The sequence below is a fragment of the Bradyrhizobium japonicum USDA 6 genome, assembly GCF_000284375.1.
In the GTDB taxonomy this organism is placed as follows: Bacteria; Pseudomonadota; Alphaproteobacteria; order Rhizobiales; family Xanthobacteraceae; genus Bradyrhizobium; species Bradyrhizobium japonicum.
Genome location: NC_017249.1, coordinates 8,865,206 through 8,884,643, shown reverse-complemented (window position 1 = coordinate 8,884,643; position 19,438 = coordinate 8,865,206). Strand labels below are relative to the sequence as shown.

Below are 19,438 nucleotides of genomic sequence, written 5' to 3'. Positions count from 1 at the left end.
TCTGGATTGCTTCGCTTCGCGCGCAATGACTGAAAGCTACGACATGAACCGCATCAACTTCTCCAGCCGCGCGATCTTGCCGCCATAGGGCGGATAGAGGTCGGCGAGGCGGTTGAACTTGGAGCGATAAAACACCGGCTTCAGCTTGCTGAACGTGCGAAAACCCCATTCGCCGTGATAGGCGCCGGTGCCGGACGCGCCGACGCCGCCCATCGGCTGGTTGGCTTGCGCGAAGTGGAACAGGCAGTCGTTGACGGTGACGCCGCCGGAGATCGTGCGCGACAGCACCTCGTCGCGGGCGGCGCGATCTTTGCCGAACCAGTAGAGCGCCAGCGGCCGGTCGCGGGCGTTGACGAAGGCGATCGCCTCCGCCGGATCGCGATAGCCCAGCACCGGCAAAACGGGGCCGAAAATCTCCTCCTGCATCACCGCCATCGCCTCGGTCGCGCCCATGATCAGCGTCGGCGGGAATTTGCGGTGTGCTTTCCAGTTCGGATCGTCCGCCTTCGCCGGTTGCAGGATCTTTGCGCCGCGCCGGGCGGCATCCGCGACGAGATTTTCCAGCCGCGCATAGTGCCGGTCGGAGATGACGGAGGTGTAGTCCTTGTTGGCGGGATCGGTGCCGAACATGCGCCGCATCTGCGCGCGCACTTTTTCGGCGAAGGCCTGCAACGAGCGCTCGGGCACCAGCACATAGTCCGGCGCGATGCAGGTCTGCCCGGCATTGAGCAGCTTTCCGTAGGCGATGCGCTCGGCCGCCTCCTCGAGATCGGCGGAGGCGTCGATGATAACAGGCGACTTGCCGCCGAGCTCGAGCGTCACGGGCGTGAGATTGCGCCCGGCGGCCTCCGCGACCAGCCGCCCGACCCGAGTCGAGCCGGTGAAGACGAGATGGTCGAAGGGGAGGTGTGCGAAGGCTTTTGCGATGTCGTCCTCGACGCCTGTCACCAATAGCTCGGTGGCATCGAATTTCGCGGCCACCGTCTCCTTCAGCAGCACTGAGAAGTGTGGCGACAGCTCGCTCGGCTTGATGATGACGCGGTTGCCAGCGGCGAGCGCGCCGATCGCGGGCGCAAGCGTGAGCTGGAGCGGATAATTCCAGGGCGCGATGATGCCGACGACGCCGAGCGGCTGCGGGATCAGCCGGTTGCGTGCGGGCAGGAATTGCAGCGCGGTGGCCACGCGCTGCGGCGCCATCCAGCTCTTCAAATGCTTGGTCGCATGCCGGATCTCGGAGAACACCAGCATCGTCTCGGCGATGGTGGTCTCGACGGCCGAGCGGTGGCCGAAATCGGCCGAGATCGCTTGCCGGAAACGCTCTTCATTGTCCGCGACCACGGCACGCAGCCGCGCCAGCCGGTCGAGCCGCTCGGCCAGGTCAGGTGCAGGCTCGGCGCGCGCCCGCGCAACCATGGCCTCGAAGGCATCCTTCAGCGCCGGGAGTGGCGCGCTCGCCAAGGGTTGGTCCGAGGGTCGGTCCAAGGTGTGGTCCATGGGTGGTCTCCCCTGAAAACGACGTTTGCCCCCGGTTTTGTTGCCCGCAAGCTGGCCCTTTGTGGAACTTCTGGCAAGAGCGCACCAAACGGGCCGGAAATCGGCCCAACTCACTGTCATAAAGTCGAAAAAAACGTCCCCGCGGCCCTTTCCAAAGGCAGCCCGGGTTGGTACATACGCCTTGCACCCGAGGGGCTTTGCCCCGGGGTTGCCTTCCAAGGAAGCCTTTGGGACGCGAGAGCAAGCCACGCGAATAGCGCCGGCCCTCATTTATCGTCCCCGGCATTTCGGCGAAGGCGCGCAACGGTTTAACGCGGGGTGGAGCAGCCCGGTAGCTCGTCAGGCTCATAACCTGAAGGTCATAGGTTCAAATCCTATCCCCGCAACCAAGTTCGGACTTTACCGGTTCCGATACGAAAATGGCCCGCATCACGCGGGCCATTTTTGTTTTGCGACCTGCGGGAGCCGCCTCAGTCGCGCAGAGCCCCTCGGCCAAATCGGCTCTCTCAGATGTCACCCCAATAACTATACCATCGCCGTCGTCGCCGCCGTCGCGCCTTCACCATCCTGCCTTCCATGAAGTGAGCTATCCGATGACCGAGGTCGAGCTTGTCAACGTGTTCACCCACACGGGGCGCGGCGGCAACCCATGTCCAATTGTCATCGATGCATCGAACCTGACTGCTGAGGGGATGCAATCGGTGGCCCGGCACTTCGGGCATGAGTCGGGCTTCGTCCTGCCGGCTCCCAGCGGCGACGCCGACTATGCCTTCCGGTTCTGGGTTCCGCGGCACGAGATGGAGATGTGCGGTCACGCGACCATCGGCGCGCTCTGGGTCCTCGCGACCAAGGGGCGCCTGCCGGGCGAACAGGTCCGCGTCGAGACGCGCAGCGGGTCGGTGACGGGCTATGTCGATCGTGTGGACTCGGGCGAACCGTCCGTCGAGATCAGCCAGCCTGTCGGCAAGGTCGTTGATCTCTCGCGTGCCGAAGAGGAGGACGTTCTGTCGACGCTCAAGCTGTCGCGCCGCGATCTGCTTGATATGCCGGTGCAGAACGCCGTCACGTCGCGGGTGAAGACGCTGATCCCGATCAAGGGCGTCCGCGAACTCAATGAGCTGGTGCCGGACCCGGCGCAGATCGAGGCGTGTTGCGGGCGGATCGGGTCCACCGGTCTTTATCCCTACGCCGTGGACCATCAGGGCGAACGGCGCTTCGAGGCGCGGCAGTTTCCGAAGTCATCAGGCTACCCGGAAGATGCTGCCACCGGCATTGCCGCCGCGGCGCTCGCGTTCGGACTGCTCAGGAACGGCCTGGTCGAGCGCAACAGCGCGCCGATCACCATCATGCAGGGCCGGGCGATGGGGGCGTTGTCCGAGATCCGGGTGCGGCTCGGCTTCGCCGACAGCAGGCCTGTGGGTTGCCTGCTTGGAGGCTCCGTCACGCGCGCGGAGCAACATGTCTTGCAGCCTTGGCAGGTCGGCGCAGAGACGGCGCGCTAGACCCGGGCGTTCAGCACTGTCGCCGGAAAATCGATCATGGCGCGAACGCCGGGCAGCACACGGCGTCGGGACGGAAGCGCGGGCCATTTTTGTTTTGGGATACGCCGGGTGGCAACATCAGCCGATCCCTTGCGCGCTCCACAAATCTGTCGCGCGCGAATGCCCTCAGTCCGGATAGCTCAGGATCATTTTCAACAGTTTCGGAAACCGCGCGTTGATGTCCTCTTCGCGCAAAATGTTGCGGTGCTGGACGCCTTGCTTTGACGTCCGGATCAGGCCGGCTTCCCGCAGGATCCGAAAGTGGTTCGACAGGGTCGACTTCGCCATGTCAGGGCAAGGCGCGGCTTCGGTGCACGACATGCAATCGTTTTGCGCGGCCAGGCTTTTGACGATGCGCAGCCGCATCGGATCCGCGAGAGCTCCAAGCACCCCGGCGAGTGTAATCTCGTCCCGCGATGGGTGAACGAACTGCACCATGCCCAAAATATAGCATGCCCCTTGAACTCATTCAATAGTTCACTAGTATTGAACTATTGAATATCGGCATCCCGCCAAACAACGGAAGACATGCGATGACCAAGAGACTCGAAGGCAAAGTTGCGCTCGTGACCGGCGCATCCAAAGGCATTGGTGCCGAAATCTCCGCCCGGCTCGCGGCCGAGGGTGCGGCGGTTGCCGTCAACTACAGCGCCAGCAAAGAGGCCGCCGACCGCGTGGTCGCCGCCATCATCGCCAAGGGTGGCAAAGCTGTCGCCGTGCACGGCAACCTGGCCGATGCCAAAAACGTGAAAAGCGTCGTCGCGGAGACCGTGAAGGCGTTCGGTGCGATCGACATCCTCGTCAACAACGCGGGCATTTACGAGTTCGCGGCGCTCGAGGCCATCACGCCTGAGCATTTTCACAAGCATTTCGACCTCAATGTGCTCGGCCTTCTCTTGATCTCGGGGGAGGCGGTGCAGCACTTCAATCCCAACGGGGGCAGCATCATCAACATCAGCTCCGGCGTGTCGACCATCGCGCCGGCGAACACCGCCGTCTACACCGCGACGAAGGCATCGGTGGATGCGATCTCCTCCGTGCTGTCGAAGGAGCTCGCGCCGCGCAAGATCCGCGTCAACGCCGTCAATCCGGGCATGATCGCCACCGAAGGCGTCGTGTCTGCCGGCCTGCACGAGGGCGACATGCGCAACTGGATCGAATCCACCACCCCGCTTGGCCGCATCGGCAAGGTCGAGGAGATCGCTGCCGCGGTGGCCTTCTTCGCTTCGGACGAAGCGTCCTACGTCACGGGCGAGACACTTCACGTCACCGGCGGCCTTCGCTGACGTGTGACGCGCCCTGGCGGCCCGGAATCGCCGAAGGACGTCGTCCCGGCATTGTCGGTGGTGTATCCCGCAGCCAGGTTCGAACCTGACCGGTCCTCGATGAGAAAATGGCTCGCATCAAGCGAGCCATTTTTTCTGCGGGTGAGAGTCCTGATGTTACCGCGAGCCACGCAGTGAGCCAGCGGCGCCGTCAGATATGAGCTTTACGGCTTGTCGTCGGCCTCTTCGCTTTCCGAAAGCGCCCGGTAGCGCACGAGATCGGGATCACCATCCATGTAGAGCCCAATGAAGCCCCGATAGCCGAAGTCGTCACGGAGAAGCACGAGCAGCCGATCCAGATCCTTGTAGGTGCGATCTTCCTTGTCGCCCCAGGTTCGCAGCGGCAGGAATTCGCGTCGCCAGCTCGGCCGAACATAGGCCAGGTGCTCGGCCATACCCTCAATCATCTTGGTGATGATGAGGACATTGCGCAGATGCCCGCCATTTTGCAGCTCCTGCTTGATTTCCCCTTCCTGTAACCCTTTCGCCAAGGGTCGCTCCCGCAAATTGATCGCCCAAGGGGCGAAGACCACAACGGGGGCAGACTTCCTTGCACTTACCAATCCGCAGTCGCTTTCCGCCTTGCGGTCCGGAAGACTCGGAGCGAGTCGAACTGCTCCATGACGAAAGCTGCCTCCGACCCTGTGTCTATCAGCGAAAGGGGTTGCCTTGCGAGCCGACAATGAGGTGACTTGTACAGCAAGCGCTTCGATCGCAGCTGCATTCACACGTCGGCGGCATCGACGTTCTCGCGGCGATGCAAGAGAAAATTGACGTAATATCAGCTAGATCGATGGGTCGCGAACACGACGAGATGCTCCAGGCCCGCGGTCGACACCGATGCGTGTTCCCCTAGGCCAATCCGCCGCCCGGCCCTTGCAGGTGGCGGAAGGCCGCGGGCACGTTGACGGAGTTGTGCGCCCAATCGAACAGGCTGTACTCGCCGTAGTGCGCCATGGCGACCGCCTCGAGCGTGGCCTCGATCGATCGACCTTCTGCTATCGCCGTGCGCACGGCGCTGTCGAGCTCGCGAAGATAGCGAAGCGGAAACTCGATGTCAGCGGGACGCATCGGCCGGCCGTGGCCGGGAATGATGGTTGCGTCTTCCGGCAGGAAGTCGCGTACGCGGGCAAGGGTCGTGATCGTCTCCTTGTGCCGCCCTTCGAGGAGCCACGGAAGCGCCGGAGACGGTGCTTGGATCATGTTGCCGACCCAAAGCACCTTCGCGTCTGGCGCCCATATGACCAAATCGCCTGGCGTCTGCGCGAACCCGAAGTGACGGACCTCGACGACGCGGCTGCCAAGATCGACGCTGATCATGTCGGGGACGGTGATGTCGGCCGCGCGCGCCTGCACGCGTTCAATACCCTTCCCCTTGCCCATGAGGCTGATCATGAAACAGCGATCATCCTCGAAGCTTTCTTCCATGTAGCGCTTGGTCGCCGGATGCTGAATAACGACAGTGCTGTCGGGAAACAGGTAATTCCCGTAGGCATGGTCACCGTGATAGCTGGTGTTGACGAGGAAGCGGATCGGCTTCGACGTCACCTGACGTACGAGCCCGATAAGCTGCGAGGCGAGATCGCCATTCAGCATTGACTCGACGACGAGTACGCTGCGTTCGCCGATCACGAAGCCGGCCGTGGTGGCGACGTGGTCTTTCTCGAACACGTCGTCAGGCATGACCGCGAAAACGCCGGGGGCCAGTTCGTTCGATGTGAGGTTCACCCGAGCCGCATCCCAGGGCGGCGTTGCTTCTTGCTCACCGTCCTGCGTCATCGGATGGGTCCTCCCTGTTTGAATGATGCAAACAACCGCGTTTTGCGGAGGCCGTTACCTTGCTGCTGCGCGGCCGGCCTGTTCGATGGCGTCGGCCACGACGTCCGGGTTGGAGACGGGGACGGCGTGCGAAGCGTTGACCTCGATGACGGTGGAATGGGCGCGATCGGCTTCGAACTTGTATTCGTCGACCGGAATGGCGCGATCCTGCAGGGGCCTGACTTGCCAGCTCGGCTTGCTCGTCCATGACGCGGATGTCAGCGGTTCGGTCAGGGCCGCCAGGTTCATGGGGCGTTGGCCGGCAAGCATCAGGGCGGCCACGCTCGCGGGCACGTCGGCGGCAACGTTGCTGTGGAACTTGTCGAGCTGGTAGAGGAGATACGTGCCGCTGGTACCGTCGGGCAGTGTGTACGTGGTCGGCTCGACGGACGTGGGGAATGTGCTGCCGGGGTACCGTTCGAGCAAATGGGTTGCGGCCTCCCCGACCGCGGGCATGATGGAGGCCGCGTAGACAAGGCCCTTGACCTTGGGGTCGTCCCCGGCCTGCGTGATGACGGCCCCGCCGTAGGAGTGGGCCGCCAGGATCACGGGCCCCTGGATCTTGTCCAACAGGCTGCGCAGGTACGCGGTGTCGATTGCCGGGCCGAGCAGCGGATTGCCGAAGCCGACGACCGGGTAGCCGTCGCGCTGGAGCCTCTCAATCACTCCATTCCAGATCGACGCGTCTTCGAAGGCCCCGTGCACAAGGACGACAGTGGGCTTGGGCGATTCCTGGTTCATCGTGAGTCCTTTTCAGGAGAATTGCGGAAGAAGTGGCTTCGCTGAAGTGCTCGTTAAGTCGCACCGCCCAAGCTCATCATCTGCCTTGCAACGAAGAGCCCCGGTAAGACGCTCTATTTCTGGGCGATGACGTGAAGCCGGTGCACCTTGGGAGCTTCGGAAAACAGCTCGCCTGCCCTCGCGAACAGCGCCTTTGCAAGTTCGCCGTTCAAATGCGCATCTCGCCCGACTTCGTCATTGAACGTGTCGATGATTCCGTAACGTCCCGGCTCCTCTTCCTTGAGCCCGTACCACGCCACTATTCCGGCCTCTGCCTTCGCCATCACGGCGCCCTGCTTCAGGAAAGCTTCGACCTCCGCTTCCTTGCCCCGATTGGCTTTCAACTCGACGAAGAAGGCGAACTTGGCCATGCCATGATCCTTTCGGTTTCATCCGACTTTTGCGCGTCTCTATATAAAATGCGTTTTTATAAAAACGCATCAAAGAACGTGTGGTGTTGGTTCGCTTTGTCGTGATCGATATAGATAATATATGCCCATTATTTCAGTTACTTATGATGATTCATATCTTCGATTGCGAGTCGTGATCCAGAATCGGTATCAAAATTCATAGGCGTCATATTGGGCGTCTTTTTATGAAATCACAGGTGGCCTAGATCATCGCGGCCCTATCGTCTTCGCGGATCGTGCGGTGAGATGAGCGGTCCCGAAACGATGAATGAGGTCGTCGCGGTCACGCGCCCGGTTACCACTTAGGACCTGCTCGGAGCCTCACCGAGAGGTGGAAGCAACTGTTGCGCGATGTGAGGCGATAGCGCCTCGATGGCTGCTCGAAGGTGGGCCGCAGCCTTCGAATGCTCGGGCCCATCGAGCACGCGCAATGCTTCCAGCATGAGCGACAACGCCACCGAGGCATCGGAGATCGCGTCCGTCATGATCGTTCCTTTTGATGCGTGCACTATCTTCAGAGCGTCGGCCCTTGGCATCGACGTCGCGGGACGCGCTCACATCATCAGTTCGGTGTCCTTGATGTCGGCGATGGGCCCGAGGATCGCAGGGTCAAATTCATCCAGGGAGCTGCGGTCCAGCAGACGCTTGGGCAGGTCGGGGTTCGCCAACGCCCCGCGGCCTATCGTGACGACATCGGCGCCATCGTCGAGCGCAGCCACCGCCTGCTCGATGTTGTGCAGGCTGCCATTGGCGAAAATCGTCGCTTTGGGGGCGTAGCGCTTGGCGAGGCGCATCAATGACGGGCCGTCCTTGGCGAAAGCGGGCTTCCACGCCTCAAACTCGGTCACATGGACGAAGTCGGCGCCGGCATCGGCGAGGCTACCGAAGATGATTTCCGCGTCACGCTCCGCACCTGCCCATTTGTGATGATAGTCGTTCACCTTGCCTTGCGAGACGCGGACGCCGACCGGCACCGCGCTCCCGACCTTCGCACGCACTGCCTTGAAGGTTTCCACGATTAGCCGCACGCGGTTCTCCGTGGCGCCGCCCCAGCGATCGGTTCTGTGGTTGGCGTAGTCGGTCAGAAACTGGTCGAGCAGGTAGCCGTTGGCGCCGTGAATCTCGATGGCGTCGAACCCGGCGACGTGGATCGCTCGCGCAGCCGAGGCTGCGAAGCCGGCAATAGCGTCGGCGATCTGCTCTTCGGTGATGGCCGCCGGCATCACGTAGCGGTCCTTTCCGTGGTAGAATGTCATCTGCTCGCCCTTGGGCTGAATGGCAGACGGCCCCACCGTGCTGTCGCGAAAGCGATTGCCCTGACTGATCGCTCCGGCATGCATCATCTGGGCGATGGCCACCGCTCCGTGCGACTTGATGCCGTTGACGACCGGCTTCCAGGCCTTGGCCTGCATTTCGTCGGTCATGCCGGGCTGATAGACATAGCCCTGCGAGAACGCCTGGTCTGTGTAGATGCCTTCGGTGATGACCGTTCCAAACCCGCCTCGCGCGAACCGCTCGTAGTATCGCGTCATCGTTTCGGTGGCCCGGCCGTCCTGGGTCGCCGTGATGCGCGTCATTGGCGCAACAGCAAGACGGTTCTTCGCGGTACGGCCGTTTATATCGATTGGCGTGAAAAGCGCCTTCGCTTCGCTGTCCATCATTTTTGAATCTCCAGGGGCTTTATCTTCGGGAGGGGCCTCCCTTGCTGGAGAGCGATTTAGAGCTTGCCGTGAGCCGACAGAAGTCCAGCTGGAAGCTAAGCACTTTATCGATTATCGTTATAAAATGGATTTCGCGGATGTCGCCCTGTTTCGCAGCATCGTGACCGCCGGCAGCCTGTCCGCTGCGGCGCGAGAGATGGGCACAACGCCGATGTTGGTCAGTCGAAGGCTTGCAGCGCTCGAAGCCGAGCTCGGCGCGCGCCTGTTTCATCGGACGACGCGCTCGCTGTCGCTCACCCCTGAGGGCGAGGCCTTTTTGCCTCACGCCGCGGCCCTGATAGCCGCCCGCGATTCAGCATTCGAGTCCGTGTCGTCCGCCGGCTCGGGCCTCTCAGGTGTGCTCAAGGTCACAGCGCCAAACGTCATCGGCCATGCCGTCATCGTACCCGTCGTGGCCGGGCTGATCGCGGACAACCCGGCGCTTCGGGTCAATCTGGTCCTGAGCGACGATCGCGTCGACATCGCTTCGATGGGTCTCGACGTTGCGATCCGCGTGGCGCCGATGAAGCCTTCCGACATGATCGCGACAAGGCTCGCCGACAATCCCTACATCCTCTGCGCATCGCCGGCCTACATCGCTCGCTTCGGCGAACCGGCAACCCTGGGCGATCTGGTGAGCCACCCCTGCATCAAGCTTCATGCGATGGAGACCTGGCCGTTCGTACGTGGAGGCCAATTGGAGCAGATCCGGATCGCCGGCCCGCTGTCGGCCAGCACGGTCGACGCTGTTCGAGCGGCCTGTCTTGCGGGCGTGGGGGTCGCCATGATGACCTATTGGGACGTGTACGAGCAGATTGAACGCGGAGAGTTGAAGCGTATCGTTCTGGCGGATGCCGCGCCGGTTGAGCTTGGGATATGGGCGGTTTTCCTGACCCGCGCGCAAATGCCCGTCCGGGTAAGAGCGTTCATTGATGCTCTGCGAAAACGGCTGCTTGCGGGCACACTGCCGTGATCGTCGCGACGCGCAATCGCCGGCGAGCGGTAAAGCTCGCCGGCGACGCATCGCCTTGGGCAGAATGCAACCTGTTACCGCGTCAGGCGAACCAGATCCTGCCTGAGCAGATAGAAGGAGACTGCGAGCAGCACGACGTCCTTCATCAGGAAGGGCACGTTGCCCGTCATCGCGGGGAAGCCTCCCGCGGCGAGGTCCCAACCCTCCGGCATGAAGGGAATGATGGTGACGGTCGCGATGAAGGTGCCGGTCGAGCCGAGGGCGCCGAGCACACCAAGCCGGTGGCTCCAGAAGCCCGCGAGCAGCAGCGCGCCGAAGGTCCATTCGGAAACGCCGAGGAAATAGCTGGCGCCGGCATGGCCGAACACGGGATAGAGCCACCAGATCAACGGGCCGTTGCTGATGAACGGGACCAGCCGTTCGAATTCGTACGGAAACCACTTCTGGTAACCGAAGAAGAAGAACATGATCACCATCGAGGCGCGGACGACATGGTAGTCGAGATCTTCCGCGAGCAGGCCGGATCCCTGCAGGGCGCGGACGAGAGGATTTTGGGCAGTGTGGGTGTTGGCAAGCATGGTCATGGTCGTGATCCCTGATGTGAGATGAGCGACGTGGCGGTCGTCGCGTTAGGCGACCGCCGGGAAGTCGATCTCGGTATCGTTGATGCGGTTGAAGACGTTGGTGAACACGGTGGTGGCAAAGGCGAGGCTGATGTCGACGAGCTGCGCGTCGCTGTAGCCGGCGGCCTTGATCGCGACGAAATCCTTGTGGCTGATGGTGCCGCTGGTGCGCGCTAGCTTGTCGACGAAAGCGACCAGCGCATCGCGCTGCGCATCACCGGTGGGCTGGCCATCGCGGATCTGCTTCAGGACCTCCGGCGCCAGGCCGACGAGCTTTGCGAGATGGCTGTGGGCGGCGACACAATAGTCACAGCCGGCGGCTTCGCTGATGACGAGCTTGATGATCTCCTTGTCGGACTTGGTCAGTCCGCCGGAGGCGAGCACAGTGTCGGCAGCGAGCACGGCCTTGAGCGCAGCGGGGCCATGGGCGGCGATGGCCGCAAAGGTGTTCGGCACGCTGCCGATGGCCTTCTTGATCTGGGCATAGACCTGGCCGGAGGGGCCGGCGTCAGCTTCGAGGTTCGGGACGGGAAGACGGGACATGATGGCACTCCGTGATTGGGTGGTGAACGATTGCGGAGTGACAGTAGGGTCGCGACATGAGATGTTGAATGCTTGATAGGCTTGTATATATGCTCAATCGTCTCAATCGACGACCGAGAGAGGAATAGGATGGATTGGCTGAGCCGGCTGTTCGAGATGATGCCGGTGCGCGGCCGTCTGGACCTGCGCTGCTCCTACGGCGCGCCGTGGCGCATCGAGCAGGGGCCTGGCGAGGCCAACGAAATCCCGTACCACGCGGTGCTCGCCGGCTCGGCGATGCTGGACGATCCGGCGGGAGGCCGGCCGCTGCTACTGGAGGCCGGCGACATTCTGCTGCTGCCGCGCAACCCGCGGCACGTCATGCACGACGGCAGCGGAGCTGCGCCGCTGAAGGCCCGCAACCGCGCGTCACTCAACTTCACGATCAGCGAGAATCCCGGCTCGGACGCCCGGCTCGATCTGCTGTGCGGACATTTTTCGATCGCCCCGCCGCACGACCGGCTGCTGCGCAACTATCTGCCGCCGGTGCTGATCGTGAGGGCCGGCGCGCAGGCCGGAGAGCGGGACACGGCGGGACAACTCGCAGGCCTCGTTGCCTTGATGCGCGGCGAGACCGCAGACGATCAGCTGGGCGGCCGCGCGATGCTGAATGCGCTGTCTACGGCGATGTTCGCGCTCGTGCTGCGCCTCGCCAGCGAGACCGGGGATGCGCCACGCGGGCTGCTTGCGCTTGCAGGTCACCCGCGCCTCGCGCCAGTCGTCGCGGCCATGTTCAATGCGCCCGCGCGCGCATGGACGCTGCCCGAGCTCGCGCAGCTCGCCAACATGTCGCGTGCGACGCTCGCCCGTCAATTCCAAGAGAAGGTCGGACGTTCGCCGAGCGAACTGCTGACCGACATCCGCATGACGCTGGCAACGAACGAATTGAGGAAATCCTCGCTCTCGACCGGAGCGGTGGCCGAAGCGGTCGGATATCTGTCCGAAGCGGCGTTCCAGCGGGCGTTCAAGAGCCACATGGGCATCACCCCGCGCAATGGCGAAAGTCTGCGCAGACGCCTGCGACGATTGACGAGCTGGAGCTGGCGAAGAGCGCAGAGGCGGCATCGGGTGTCGAGAATGCCTAGGCTGGCGCGCGTGAGGTGGCCGGGCTATCTCAGCATCCGCGGCAGATGATGAGCTTGCGATCCAGCATCTGATCGCGCTGCTGCTGCTCACGCTCCCAGGCCGACAGAGCATCCGAATGAGGCGCATCGGCCCGGCTTGGCTGACGGTGGCCGACCGGAGCGAGCCAGGGCAGGCGCGACGTCGGCTCGGCTGAGGCGAAACGCGCGGCGGCCCGCGACGGCAGATCGGGGAGGGCGTCGAGAGAGCTGTTCCGGTCGGAGGCATGTGCGGGCGACAGCAAGGCGATCAGGAGAAGGCCCGCAAAAGCGGAGCGGATCGAGCGTGTCTGGTTCGAACGATGGGACATTGTGGCGCTCCCGTAGTGGAGGCTCGGGATGAGCGGCTCCGTTGAGGGCCACAATAGTCGTGGATACGAAAGGCTGAATGCTGCGCGATCTCGAAGATATGCTCGTTCGTCTCACGAGCGTCGATGGAGGGGACTGGTTGCAGCTTCAGCTGGCCGGCCACCAGGCGTTGGCTCGGGGACCACCTCGGCGATGTCAAGATTGCGATCGGGGCCGTGTGGAACCACCAATTGGCCGGGTTCGAGACGCAGCTGCGTGCCATCGAGATGGACCGTCACGATGTCCGGCTCGAACGATACAAAATCGGAGATGCGGCGAACTTCGGGATAGGCGTCGGGATACGACCATGCCGCCTGGCGCGCGTCTCCGATGGAGTAGTAGCTGCAGAGGCCCTTGTACGGACAGAAGGTCTGGAGCTTGACCGGAATGAGGGCAGACTCATCGATGTCGGCACGTGGAACATACCAGCGGGGTGCAAAGCCGGACTCGTAAAGAACCAGCGGCCGCTTTGTATCGGCGATGACCCGGCCCTGGTGGTTGACGACGAGGTTACGAGAGGTCTGGCGGATGTCGATGCGGTGATAGGGATCGGCGGCATGGCCCACGATGCGTTCGTCTTCCTCGTAGAAGGCATCCATGGCCCGCCAGGCAAAGGCGATCAGACCCTGCAAATCGCCTGCATGGGCGGGCGGGTTGGCGTGCCGCCAGGCTCCTCGCGCCGCGATATGTTGCTCGTCGACCCGAACGCTGTACCAGGACGTCGGCCCAAGATCGGCGTGTTGCGTGATGTGCTCGGTAGGTTCCAGCACATGTGGGGAAACATCGGCCTCCGGGAAATAGGCCACGGGATAACGGCCCGGTTCGAAAAGCAGCAGCACCCGCTCGCTATCCGCGACCCAGCTTCCCCCAAAGCGCACGCGGAGGCGGCGGCGTAACGGTTCGACGTACAAGAGGCGCTTTGGCAGCGGCTCGGGGACGAGAAAGCGGCCGATTGCTCCCGTTGAAAGCGGGCCTTGTTGCCAGGACAGTCCCAACTGATCTCTCCCTGCAGCGCACCGTCGGTCGGTGGCGGACCTGTTCCGGCCCGCGCTTGGCTTCGCCGGCGCGATCCGATGGCTATATTTCGTTCGCGGCCCGGCCCTGGTTACAGGTCATCCCACCAATTTTGCGGTGTGATGACGCCAGCCGAGATGCTTCAGCCAACCGAAAAGCCGTCATCGATCGGAACAGTGAACTGGAAGACGGCTCCGCGCGGTTGGTTTGCAGTCGCCCAGAGCCTGCCGCCATGCGCCACGATGATCGAGCGGCATATCGACAGTCCGACACCGAGGCCGCCAGACTTGGTCGTGTAGAAGGGTTCGAACAGCCGCGCGAGGCCCTCCGCAGACAAGCCCGGTCCCGAATCCGTGATCGATACGCGTATGCTCTCGGCATCCGCTCTTGCGGTCTGGATCAACAGCTCGCGCTTGCCCCCCGTGGTCTCGCTCATGGCCTCGATGGCGTTCAGGATCAGGTTGAGCGCGACCTGCTGCAGCTCGACGCGATCGCCGATGACCTTGGGCAGACGATCCGCGAATACCGTTTGGATCGCGACATCGTTCCGTGCCGCTTCAGCCTGCGTGAGTTCGATGACTTGTCCGATGACGCTGTTGATCGCCAGGGAATCCCGTTTGGGCGGTGATTTCTTGACGAGATCCCGGATTCGCTCAATGACCTCGCTGGAGCGGATGCCGTTCTCGATGGCGCGTGTCAGCGCCCTGCGCGTCTGCTCCAGTGCCGGCGGTTGGTGATCGAGCCAGCTCAAGGCCGCTTGCGCGCTGGCGATGACGGCGGTGTTCGGCTGGTTGACCTCGTGGGCGATCGACGCCGTCAGCTGTCCCATCACCGCCACGCGGTTGGCGTGGGCGAGCTCCATCTGAGCCTCGCGGTAACGCTGCTCGTTCTCGCGTGCCTCGGTTTCGGCGCGCTTGCGCTCGCTGAGATCCAGCACGAAGGCAACGCCTTGCTCCTGCTCGTCGTCGAACAAGGCTCCGCCGGTCAGCACCGGCACCCGGCTGCCGTCTTTGCGGAAGAACGCCTTCTCGAACGGGTGGACAACCCGCGTCGCCTTCAATTCGGCCCGGGCGCGGTCGGTGCGCTCCTGCCATTCGGGCGGCGTCAGATCTGCCCAGCGCAACCGGCCTGCGGCGAGATCCTCGCGATCATATCCCATGGTCTTCAGGAATGCGTCATTGGCATCGAGAATGTCGGGGGTTTGATCGAAGATGAAGATCCCGATGATGTTGGCCTCGACCAGCCGGCGGATCCGCGACTCCCGTTCCTGAAGCTCCCGGTACAGGCGGGCATTGTCGAGCGAGGTCGCGGCCTCGGATGCGAGAAATTTGAGGATCGCGATCCGGGCGGGTGTGAAGACGCGCGATGCGAGATTGTTCTCCAGATACAGAAATGCCACCGCCCTGCCTTGCTTGACGAGCGGCACGCACAAGGCTGATCGGACGTGCTTCTTCTGGATGTATTCGTCGCCGCCGAACGCGCTGCTCGTCGAAGCATCGTCGAGCACGACGCTTTCCAGGGTGCGAGCCGTGTAAAGCACGATCGACATCGGGACTTCAGCGGCGGAGATCGGCGAATCCGCGAGATCGAGAGCAATCGAACCGCCGCCTGTCACCGCATCCGCCCGAATTCTCAGCTCGGAACCCCTCGGCAAAATCAGCACGCCACGTTCCGCACCCGCGTGCTCGATGGCCGAGCGAAGCAGGGTCTCCGTGAGCTTCTCCAGCACGATCTCGCCTGAGACAGCCTCCGACACCTTGAGAACCGTCGCAAGGTCCAGCTGTTCGACGGGTGCTCCGATCGTCCCTGCGGCGCCGAGCGCGGATCCTCGCTCCCGCAGGTTCGGATGGAGTTTCTCGAGCTGGCTCACCTTCGCCTCGGCGCCCCAGCGTGCGTAGCAATCGCGCGCTTTTGTCAGGTAGGACAGGACGACCGTTCGAATGCCGCGCGCCTCGTAGAACCCTGCCGCACGTTCCGCAGCGATCGCTTCGATCTGGGCGAAGCCGGATTCTTGCGCCAATCGGATCGATTCCTCGTACAGCTGCTCCGCCTCGAGTTCGCGACCTTCGATGCGCGCAAGCTCCGCCGTGACGAGCTTCTGCCGGGCGGCGAAGTTTGCGGGGCAGCGGTTGGACCAGACTGTCAGCTTGCGGTGGTGTTCGCGGAGGTCGCCGAGGCGCCGCTCGCGTTCCTCGGGGCGTGATGCGTGATAAGCCCCGGCATGAGCGAGCGCCGTGTAGAACCGGTATTCGGTGAAGTCCGAATAAGACCGGACGCACCATGAGAGCGCTTCTGCGCGTGCGGCCAGGGCAATCGCGACATCGTCACGTCCGGCAATGACTTCGATCTGAATTCGCGTCGCGTAGTAGAAGAAGACGCCTAGCGGTTCGCTCACGTCCGAGGGCTGAAGCGCCCCGGGGCTCTCGAAGTCGTTCCGCCCGTCGCGCCCCATAAGGCTCAGCGCCAGATCTCGTTGCCTGATGAGGCCCACCGCAGCCAATCGGACGCCCAGACCCTCGGCGAATGCCAGGGACCGCTCGGTACTCGAGCAGACGTCCATGAGCGAATCGCCGCAGAAGAGATCCACCGATATCAGTCCGCGATGCGAATACGCCGCGAATGCCAGATCTCCGGTCGTCAAACAGATTGCGAGAGCGCGCCGAATGAACGGCCGTCCCGATCGGATCGGGAGAATCCATGGGGTCACGTGAAGGCCGAAAACCAGAAGTGCCCGGCCGCTCAGCCCTGTCTGCGGCTGCCTGTCGGCAAGGGTTGCGCCAAATTGTGATAGCCGGAATCCAAGTTCGGCATCGATTGAATTGCTGGCGAGCACGCCGAATATGGCGGTCAGCGGGTAGCATGCTTCAGGGCTGGTCCCGTGCTCGAGCGTCAGTCGAGTGGCCTCCATGAGCATGGTGTCGGACAGGTTGCGATCGGTGAGAAACGCAGGTGTGAGGAGGTCGGCCAAAATGCCCATGGTCGCACGATGATCCGGATCGGTCATCGGCGGTAGCGCATGAAGCTGCTCGTCGGACAGTTTTTCAGTCAAGTTCCGCAGGCGTCGCCGATCCTCATCCACCTCTCTGCGGCTGGGATGAGGAGACCAGTCAATCCCGGTTCTGCGCAAGAATGCGAGGCAAACGTCGACCGCCCGCTCGAGCTGTCCCGCAGTGGTGTATAGCTGCGCCTGGAGCCTGGCGACCTCGGCGCTCGCCTGAATGTCCGAACAGCTCTGCGACAGGACCGTCAATTCCGCTTCCGCCGTGGTCAGCTCGCCGAGCAGGAATTTGCATTCGGCGTGGAGGAGGCCGATCGCGAAGGCGTCCCGGCTGAACCGCGGATGCCCTTCCTCCCCGAGCAGTTCGCGGGCGATTTCAAGGTAGGTTGCTGCCGCGTGGTAGGCCGTTGCATTTCGCGCGCGCCGGCCCGCGGCTAGATTGACGGCAATGACCTGTTCGCGTTCCGCGCCGTTCGTCAAAGCGGCGATGCCGCGGTTCAGCTGGTTGGCAACGACATAGACGCGCTCGTTGGTTTCGTCAGGCGTCAGCTGCGCTGCCAGGACCAGACCGATTCGAAGGTGCAAGGCCGTTCGCCTGTCCTGGTCCGGTTGAAGCGCATAAGCGGCCTCTTGCACGCGATCGTGCACGAACGCGTAAGAGCTCTTGAGGCGTCGGACCAGTTCGAGACGCGTCGCGTCTTTCAAATCCGCGTGCAGCGTCTGCTCCGATGTTCCGTGCACGAGGCAGAGCATCGCGGTCTCGGCGCTGTTGCCCAGGCAGGCCAGCTCCAGCAGGGCCTGACGTGTCTCCTCGCGCAAACCGCTCAGCTTGCCGACCATGAGATCGGCGACGTTTTCAGCGTAGCTTTTTCCTTGATGCGTTCGAGATCCCAGCGCCACTGTCGCTTGTCATGATCGAAGGTCAGCAGTTCTTCTTCGGCCAGTGCCCGGAGAAACTGCGTGAGAAAGAACGGATTCCCGTGCGTCTTCTCGTATATCAGCTGCGCCATGGGCATGGCGTGTGCCGGCTCGCAATGAAGTGCATCCGCGGTGAATTCCAGGACGGCATCGCGGGTGAGGGAGGCCAGGTCGATTTCCCGCACCCGCTTACGGGAGGCCCGGATTTCGACGAGCCGTTGTGCCAGCAGATGCTTGACGTCGGCATCGTTGCGTCGATAGGCGACGATGAGAAGCAGATTTTGCAGGTCGGATCTGTTCAGAAGAAACTCGATCAGATCCAAGGTGGCCAGGTCGAGCCACTGCAGGTCGTCGAGGAACAGCACGAGGGGATGGTGCGCCTTGGCGAAGACGCCAATGAAGCGTCGAACGACGAGTTGGAAGCGTCGCTGTGCGTCTTGCGGGGTGCCTCCGGGACAGGTGATGGATCCCCGATCACCAGCCGCAGCTCCGGTACGAGATCCACCATCAGTTGACCGAGCTGGCCCAGCGCGTCGTGCAGTGCGCTACGCCAGGGTGCCAGATCGGCATCGCTCTTGGCGAGGAGGCCTCGGATAAGGCCCTGAAGCGCATGCGCGAGCGTCGCGTAAGGCATATCGCGCTTGTGCTGATCGAACTTGCCGGAAGCGAAGAACCCGCCCAACGGGACCAAGGCCTTCTGCATTTCGTCGACCATAGCAGACTTGCCGATACCGGAGGGACCGGACACCAGGATCAACTCGGGCGTGCCGCTCCGGGTGACGCGATCGAACGAGGTGAGCAACGCCTCGATCTCGTGCTCCCTGCCGTAGAGCCGTTCGGGAATCAGCAGGCGATCCGGTATATCGGTTTGCGCCAGGACGAAATCATCGATCCGTCCCTGCGCTTCCCATTCGGCGAGTGATCGTTCGAGGTCGCTCTTGAGGCCCGCTGCGGTCTGGTAGCGGTCCTCGGCCGTCTTGGCGAGGAGCTTCATGATGATCGCCGACACGGCGTAAGGCACACCATCGACTCGTTCGGCGGGCGGAACGGCACGTCTCGCGATGTGGCTGTGCACCCACTCCATCGGACTGGACGCAGTAAACGGCAGTGCGCCCGTCAGCATACGGTAGAACGTCACGCCGAGTGCGTACAGATCGCTGCGGGAATCCACGGACCGGTTCATGCGGCCGGTCTGCTCGGGCGCCATGTAGGCCAGCGTGCCCGCCATGGTCTCCGGTGGTTCGAGCTGCTGTCGCTCGCGCGGCAGGCGAGATGCGAGGCCAAATCCGGTGATCCTGACCTCGTCTGCCCCGGTCACCAGAAGATTGGCCGGCTTCAAATCCTTGTGGACCAGGCCCTGCCGATGCAGCTGGTCGACGGCGGTGGTGATACCGAGCGCCAATCGCAGAAAGTGGGTCAGCTTCATCGGCGCGCCGAGCAGTTGCTCGAGCGGCTCGCTGCCGGGATCTTCCAATATCAGCAAGGTTCGACCACCGTCGCGGATCAGCTCCAGCGGCCGCACGGCCCAGGTCCCATCGAGCTCGTCGCGCAAGGCGTATTCATGGGCGAGCCGGTCGAGGACCGCGGCCGGCGGATGTTCGGTAGCCGCTCTTACGGTCAGGACACTGTTGAGGTCGCCATCGGCGCCCCGGCGCCATTCGCGGCAAAAGACGCGCTCGCCGTCGTCCCATGACGCCTCAAGACCGGTATTGCCATTCGTGGATACCCGCGAGGATACGTGCATCTGCCGGACTCCGGAATTAGCCGGCCAGTCGATTGAAAGGGAGGGAAAG

General features: G+C 63.0%; 19 protein-coding genes and 1 tRNA gene. 5 read left to right on the top strand and 15 right to left on the bottom strand.

The window, feature by feature from the left end; all coding sequences use genetic code 11:
• Positions 1–36: 36 nt before the first annotated feature.
• On the bottom strand, positions 37–1,494 hold the full coding sequence (locus tag BJ6T_RS40900) for a coniferyl aldehyde dehydrogenase (RefSeq protein WP_014498388.1): 1,458 nt from the start codon (positions 1,492–1,494) through the stop codon (positions 37–39).
• Between the two features lie 312 nt (positions 1,495–1,806).
• On the opposite strand from BJ6T_RS40900, the gene BJ6T_RS40895 reads away from it, so the two are divergent.
• Both BJ6T_RS40895 and BJ6T_RS40890 read left to right on the top strand, forming a co-directional pair.
• Positions 1,807–1,883: transfer RNA gene (locus BJ6T_RS40895), tRNA-Met, on the top strand.
• 204 nt (positions 1,884–2,087) lie between these two features.
• A complete protein-coding gene (locus BJ6T_RS40890) occupies positions 2,088–2,996 on the top strand; it encodes a PhzF family phenazine biosynthesis protein (protein ID WP_014498387.1) in 909 nt (302 codons plus the stop codon).
• Between the two features lie 165 nt (positions 2,997–3,161).
• Here the strand turns inward: BJ6T_RS40890 and BJ6T_RS40885 are convergent, their stop codons facing one another.
• Complete coding sequence (locus BJ6T_RS40885) at positions 3,162–3,473, bottom strand: ArsR/SmtB family transcription factor (protein ID WP_028170403.1); 312 nt, start codon at positions 3,471–3,473, stop codon at positions 3,162–3,164.
• A 95-nt stretch (positions 3,474–3,568) separates the two neighbouring features.
• Here BJ6T_RS40885 and BJ6T_RS40880 point away from each other — a divergent pair, with 95 nt between their 5' ends.
• Positions 3,569–4,321, top strand: coding sequence for an SDR family NAD(P)-dependent oxidoreductase (locus tag BJ6T_RS40880; protein ID WP_014498385.1), 753 nt, complete (start codon positions 3,569–3,571; stop codon positions 4,319–4,321).
• 203 nt (positions 4,322–4,524) lie between these two features.
• On the opposite strand, the gene BJ6T_RS40875 is transcribed toward BJ6T_RS40880, so the two are convergent.
• From BJ6T_RS40875 to BJ6T_RS40850, 6 genes are all read right to left on the bottom strand, one after another.
• Complete coding sequence (locus BJ6T_RS40875; protein WP_014498384.1) at positions 4,525–4,893, bottom strand: hypothetical protein; 369 nt, start codon at positions 4,891–4,893, stop codon at positions 4,525–4,527.
• A 319-nt stretch (positions 4,894–5,212) separates the two neighbouring features.
• Positions 5,213–6,139 (bottom strand): MBL fold metallo-hydrolase, encoded by a 927-nt coding sequence (locus BJ6T_RS40870; protein ID WP_014498383.1) that lies wholly within the window; start codon positions 6,137–6,139, stop codon positions 5,213–5,215.
• Positions 6,140–6,193: 54 nt separating this feature from the next.
• Positions 6,194–6,919 (bottom strand): alpha/beta fold hydrolase, encoded by a 726-nt coding sequence (locus tag BJ6T_RS40865; protein WP_014498382.1) that lies wholly within the window; start codon positions 6,917–6,919, stop codon positions 6,194–6,196.
• Positions 6,920–7,032: 113 nt separating this feature from the next.
• Positions 7,033–7,329: a putative quinol monooxygenase gene (locus tag BJ6T_RS40860; protein ID WP_014498381.1), complete on the bottom strand. Its 297-nt coding sequence runs from the start codon at positions 7,327–7,329 to the stop codon at positions 7,033–7,035.
• 341 nt (positions 7,330–7,670) lie between these two features.
• On the bottom strand, positions 7,671–7,853 hold the full coding sequence (locus BJ6T_RS40855; RefSeq protein ID WP_014498380.1) for a hypothetical protein: 183 nt from the start codon (positions 7,851–7,853) through the stop codon (positions 7,671–7,673).
• 69 nt (positions 7,854–7,922) lie between these two features.
• On the bottom strand, positions 7,923–9,026 hold the full coding sequence (locus BJ6T_RS40850) for an NADH:flavin oxidoreductase (RefSeq protein ID WP_028170405.1): 1,104 nt from the start codon (positions 9,024–9,026) through the stop codon (positions 7,923–7,925).
• Between BJ6T_RS40850 and BJ6T_RS40845 the strand changes: the two genes are divergently transcribed.
• Positions 8,935–10,041, top strand: coding sequence for a LysR family transcriptional regulator (locus tag BJ6T_RS40845; protein WP_240537940.1), 1,107 nt, complete (start codon positions 8,935–8,937; stop codon positions 10,039–10,041). The genes BJ6T_RS40850 and BJ6T_RS40845 overlap by 92 nt on opposite strands.
• Positions 10,042–10,115: 74 nt before the next feature.
• On the opposite strand, the gene BJ6T_RS40840 is transcribed toward BJ6T_RS40845, so the two are convergent.
• Together BJ6T_RS40840 and BJ6T_RS40835 are read right to left on the bottom strand one after the other, a co-directional pair.
• The gene (locus BJ6T_RS40840) at positions 10,116–10,625 is read right to left on the bottom strand and encodes a YkgB family protein (protein ID WP_014498377.1); all 510 of its coding nucleotides are present in this window, start codon (positions 10,623–10,625) and stop codon (positions 10,116–10,118) included.
• Positions 10,626–10,670: 45 nt separating this feature from the next.
• Entirely contained in the window at positions 10,671–11,207 is a 537-nt protein-coding gene (locus BJ6T_RS40835; RefSeq protein WP_014498376.1) for a carboxymuconolactone decarboxylase family protein, read from the bottom strand.
• 129 nt (positions 11,208–11,336) lie between these two features.
• Here BJ6T_RS40835 and BJ6T_RS40830 point away from each other — a divergent pair, with 129 nt between their 5' ends.
• Positions 11,337–12,380: an AraC family transcriptional regulator gene (locus tag BJ6T_RS40830; RefSeq protein WP_014498375.1), complete on the top strand. Its 1,044-nt coding sequence runs from the start codon at positions 11,337–11,339 to the stop codon at positions 12,378–12,380.
• Here BJ6T_RS40830 and BJ6T_RS40825 read toward each other — a convergent pair.
• The 5 genes from BJ6T_RS40825 to BJ6T_RS49500 all read right to left on the bottom strand — a co-directional run bounded on the left by BJ6T_RS40825 (position 12,361) and on the right by BJ6T_RS49500 (position 19,389).
• Positions 12,361–12,678, bottom strand: a complete 318-nt coding sequence (locus tag BJ6T_RS40825; protein ID WP_014498374.1) for a hypothetical protein — start codon at positions 12,676–12,678, stop codon at positions 12,361–12,363. The two genes, BJ6T_RS40830 and BJ6T_RS40825, sit on opposite strands and share 20 nt — an antisense overlap.
• A 111-nt stretch (positions 12,679–12,789) precedes the next feature.
• The gene (locus BJ6T_RS40820) at positions 12,790–13,710 is read right to left on the bottom strand and encodes a DUF427 domain-containing protein (protein WP_014498373.1); all 921 of its coding nucleotides are present in this window, start codon (positions 13,708–13,710) and stop codon (positions 12,790–12,792) included.
• Between the two features lie 161 nt (positions 13,711–13,871).
• Positions 13,872–17,627 carry an ATP-binding protein gene (locus BJ6T_RS40815; RefSeq protein WP_144038035.1) on the bottom strand — a complete coding sequence of 1,252 codons (3,756 nt, stop codon included), beginning with the start codon at positions 17,625–17,627 and terminating at the stop codon, positions 13,872–13,874.
• Positions 17,552–18,043: an AAA family ATPase gene (locus tag BJ6T_RS49820; protein WP_430644626.1), complete on the bottom strand. Its 492-nt coding sequence runs from the start codon at positions 18,041–18,043 to the stop codon at positions 17,552–17,554. The genes BJ6T_RS40815 and BJ6T_RS49820 overlap by 76 nt, the downstream gene beginning before the upstream one ends.
• Positions 17,959–19,389 (bottom strand): serine/threonine protein kinase, encoded by a 1,431-nt coding sequence (locus BJ6T_RS49500; RefSeq protein ID WP_014498370.1) that lies wholly within the window; start codon positions 19,387–19,389, stop codon positions 17,959–17,961. The genes BJ6T_RS49820 and BJ6T_RS49500 overlap by 85 nt, the downstream gene beginning before the upstream one ends.
• Positions 19,390–19,438: the final 49 nt, after the last annotated feature.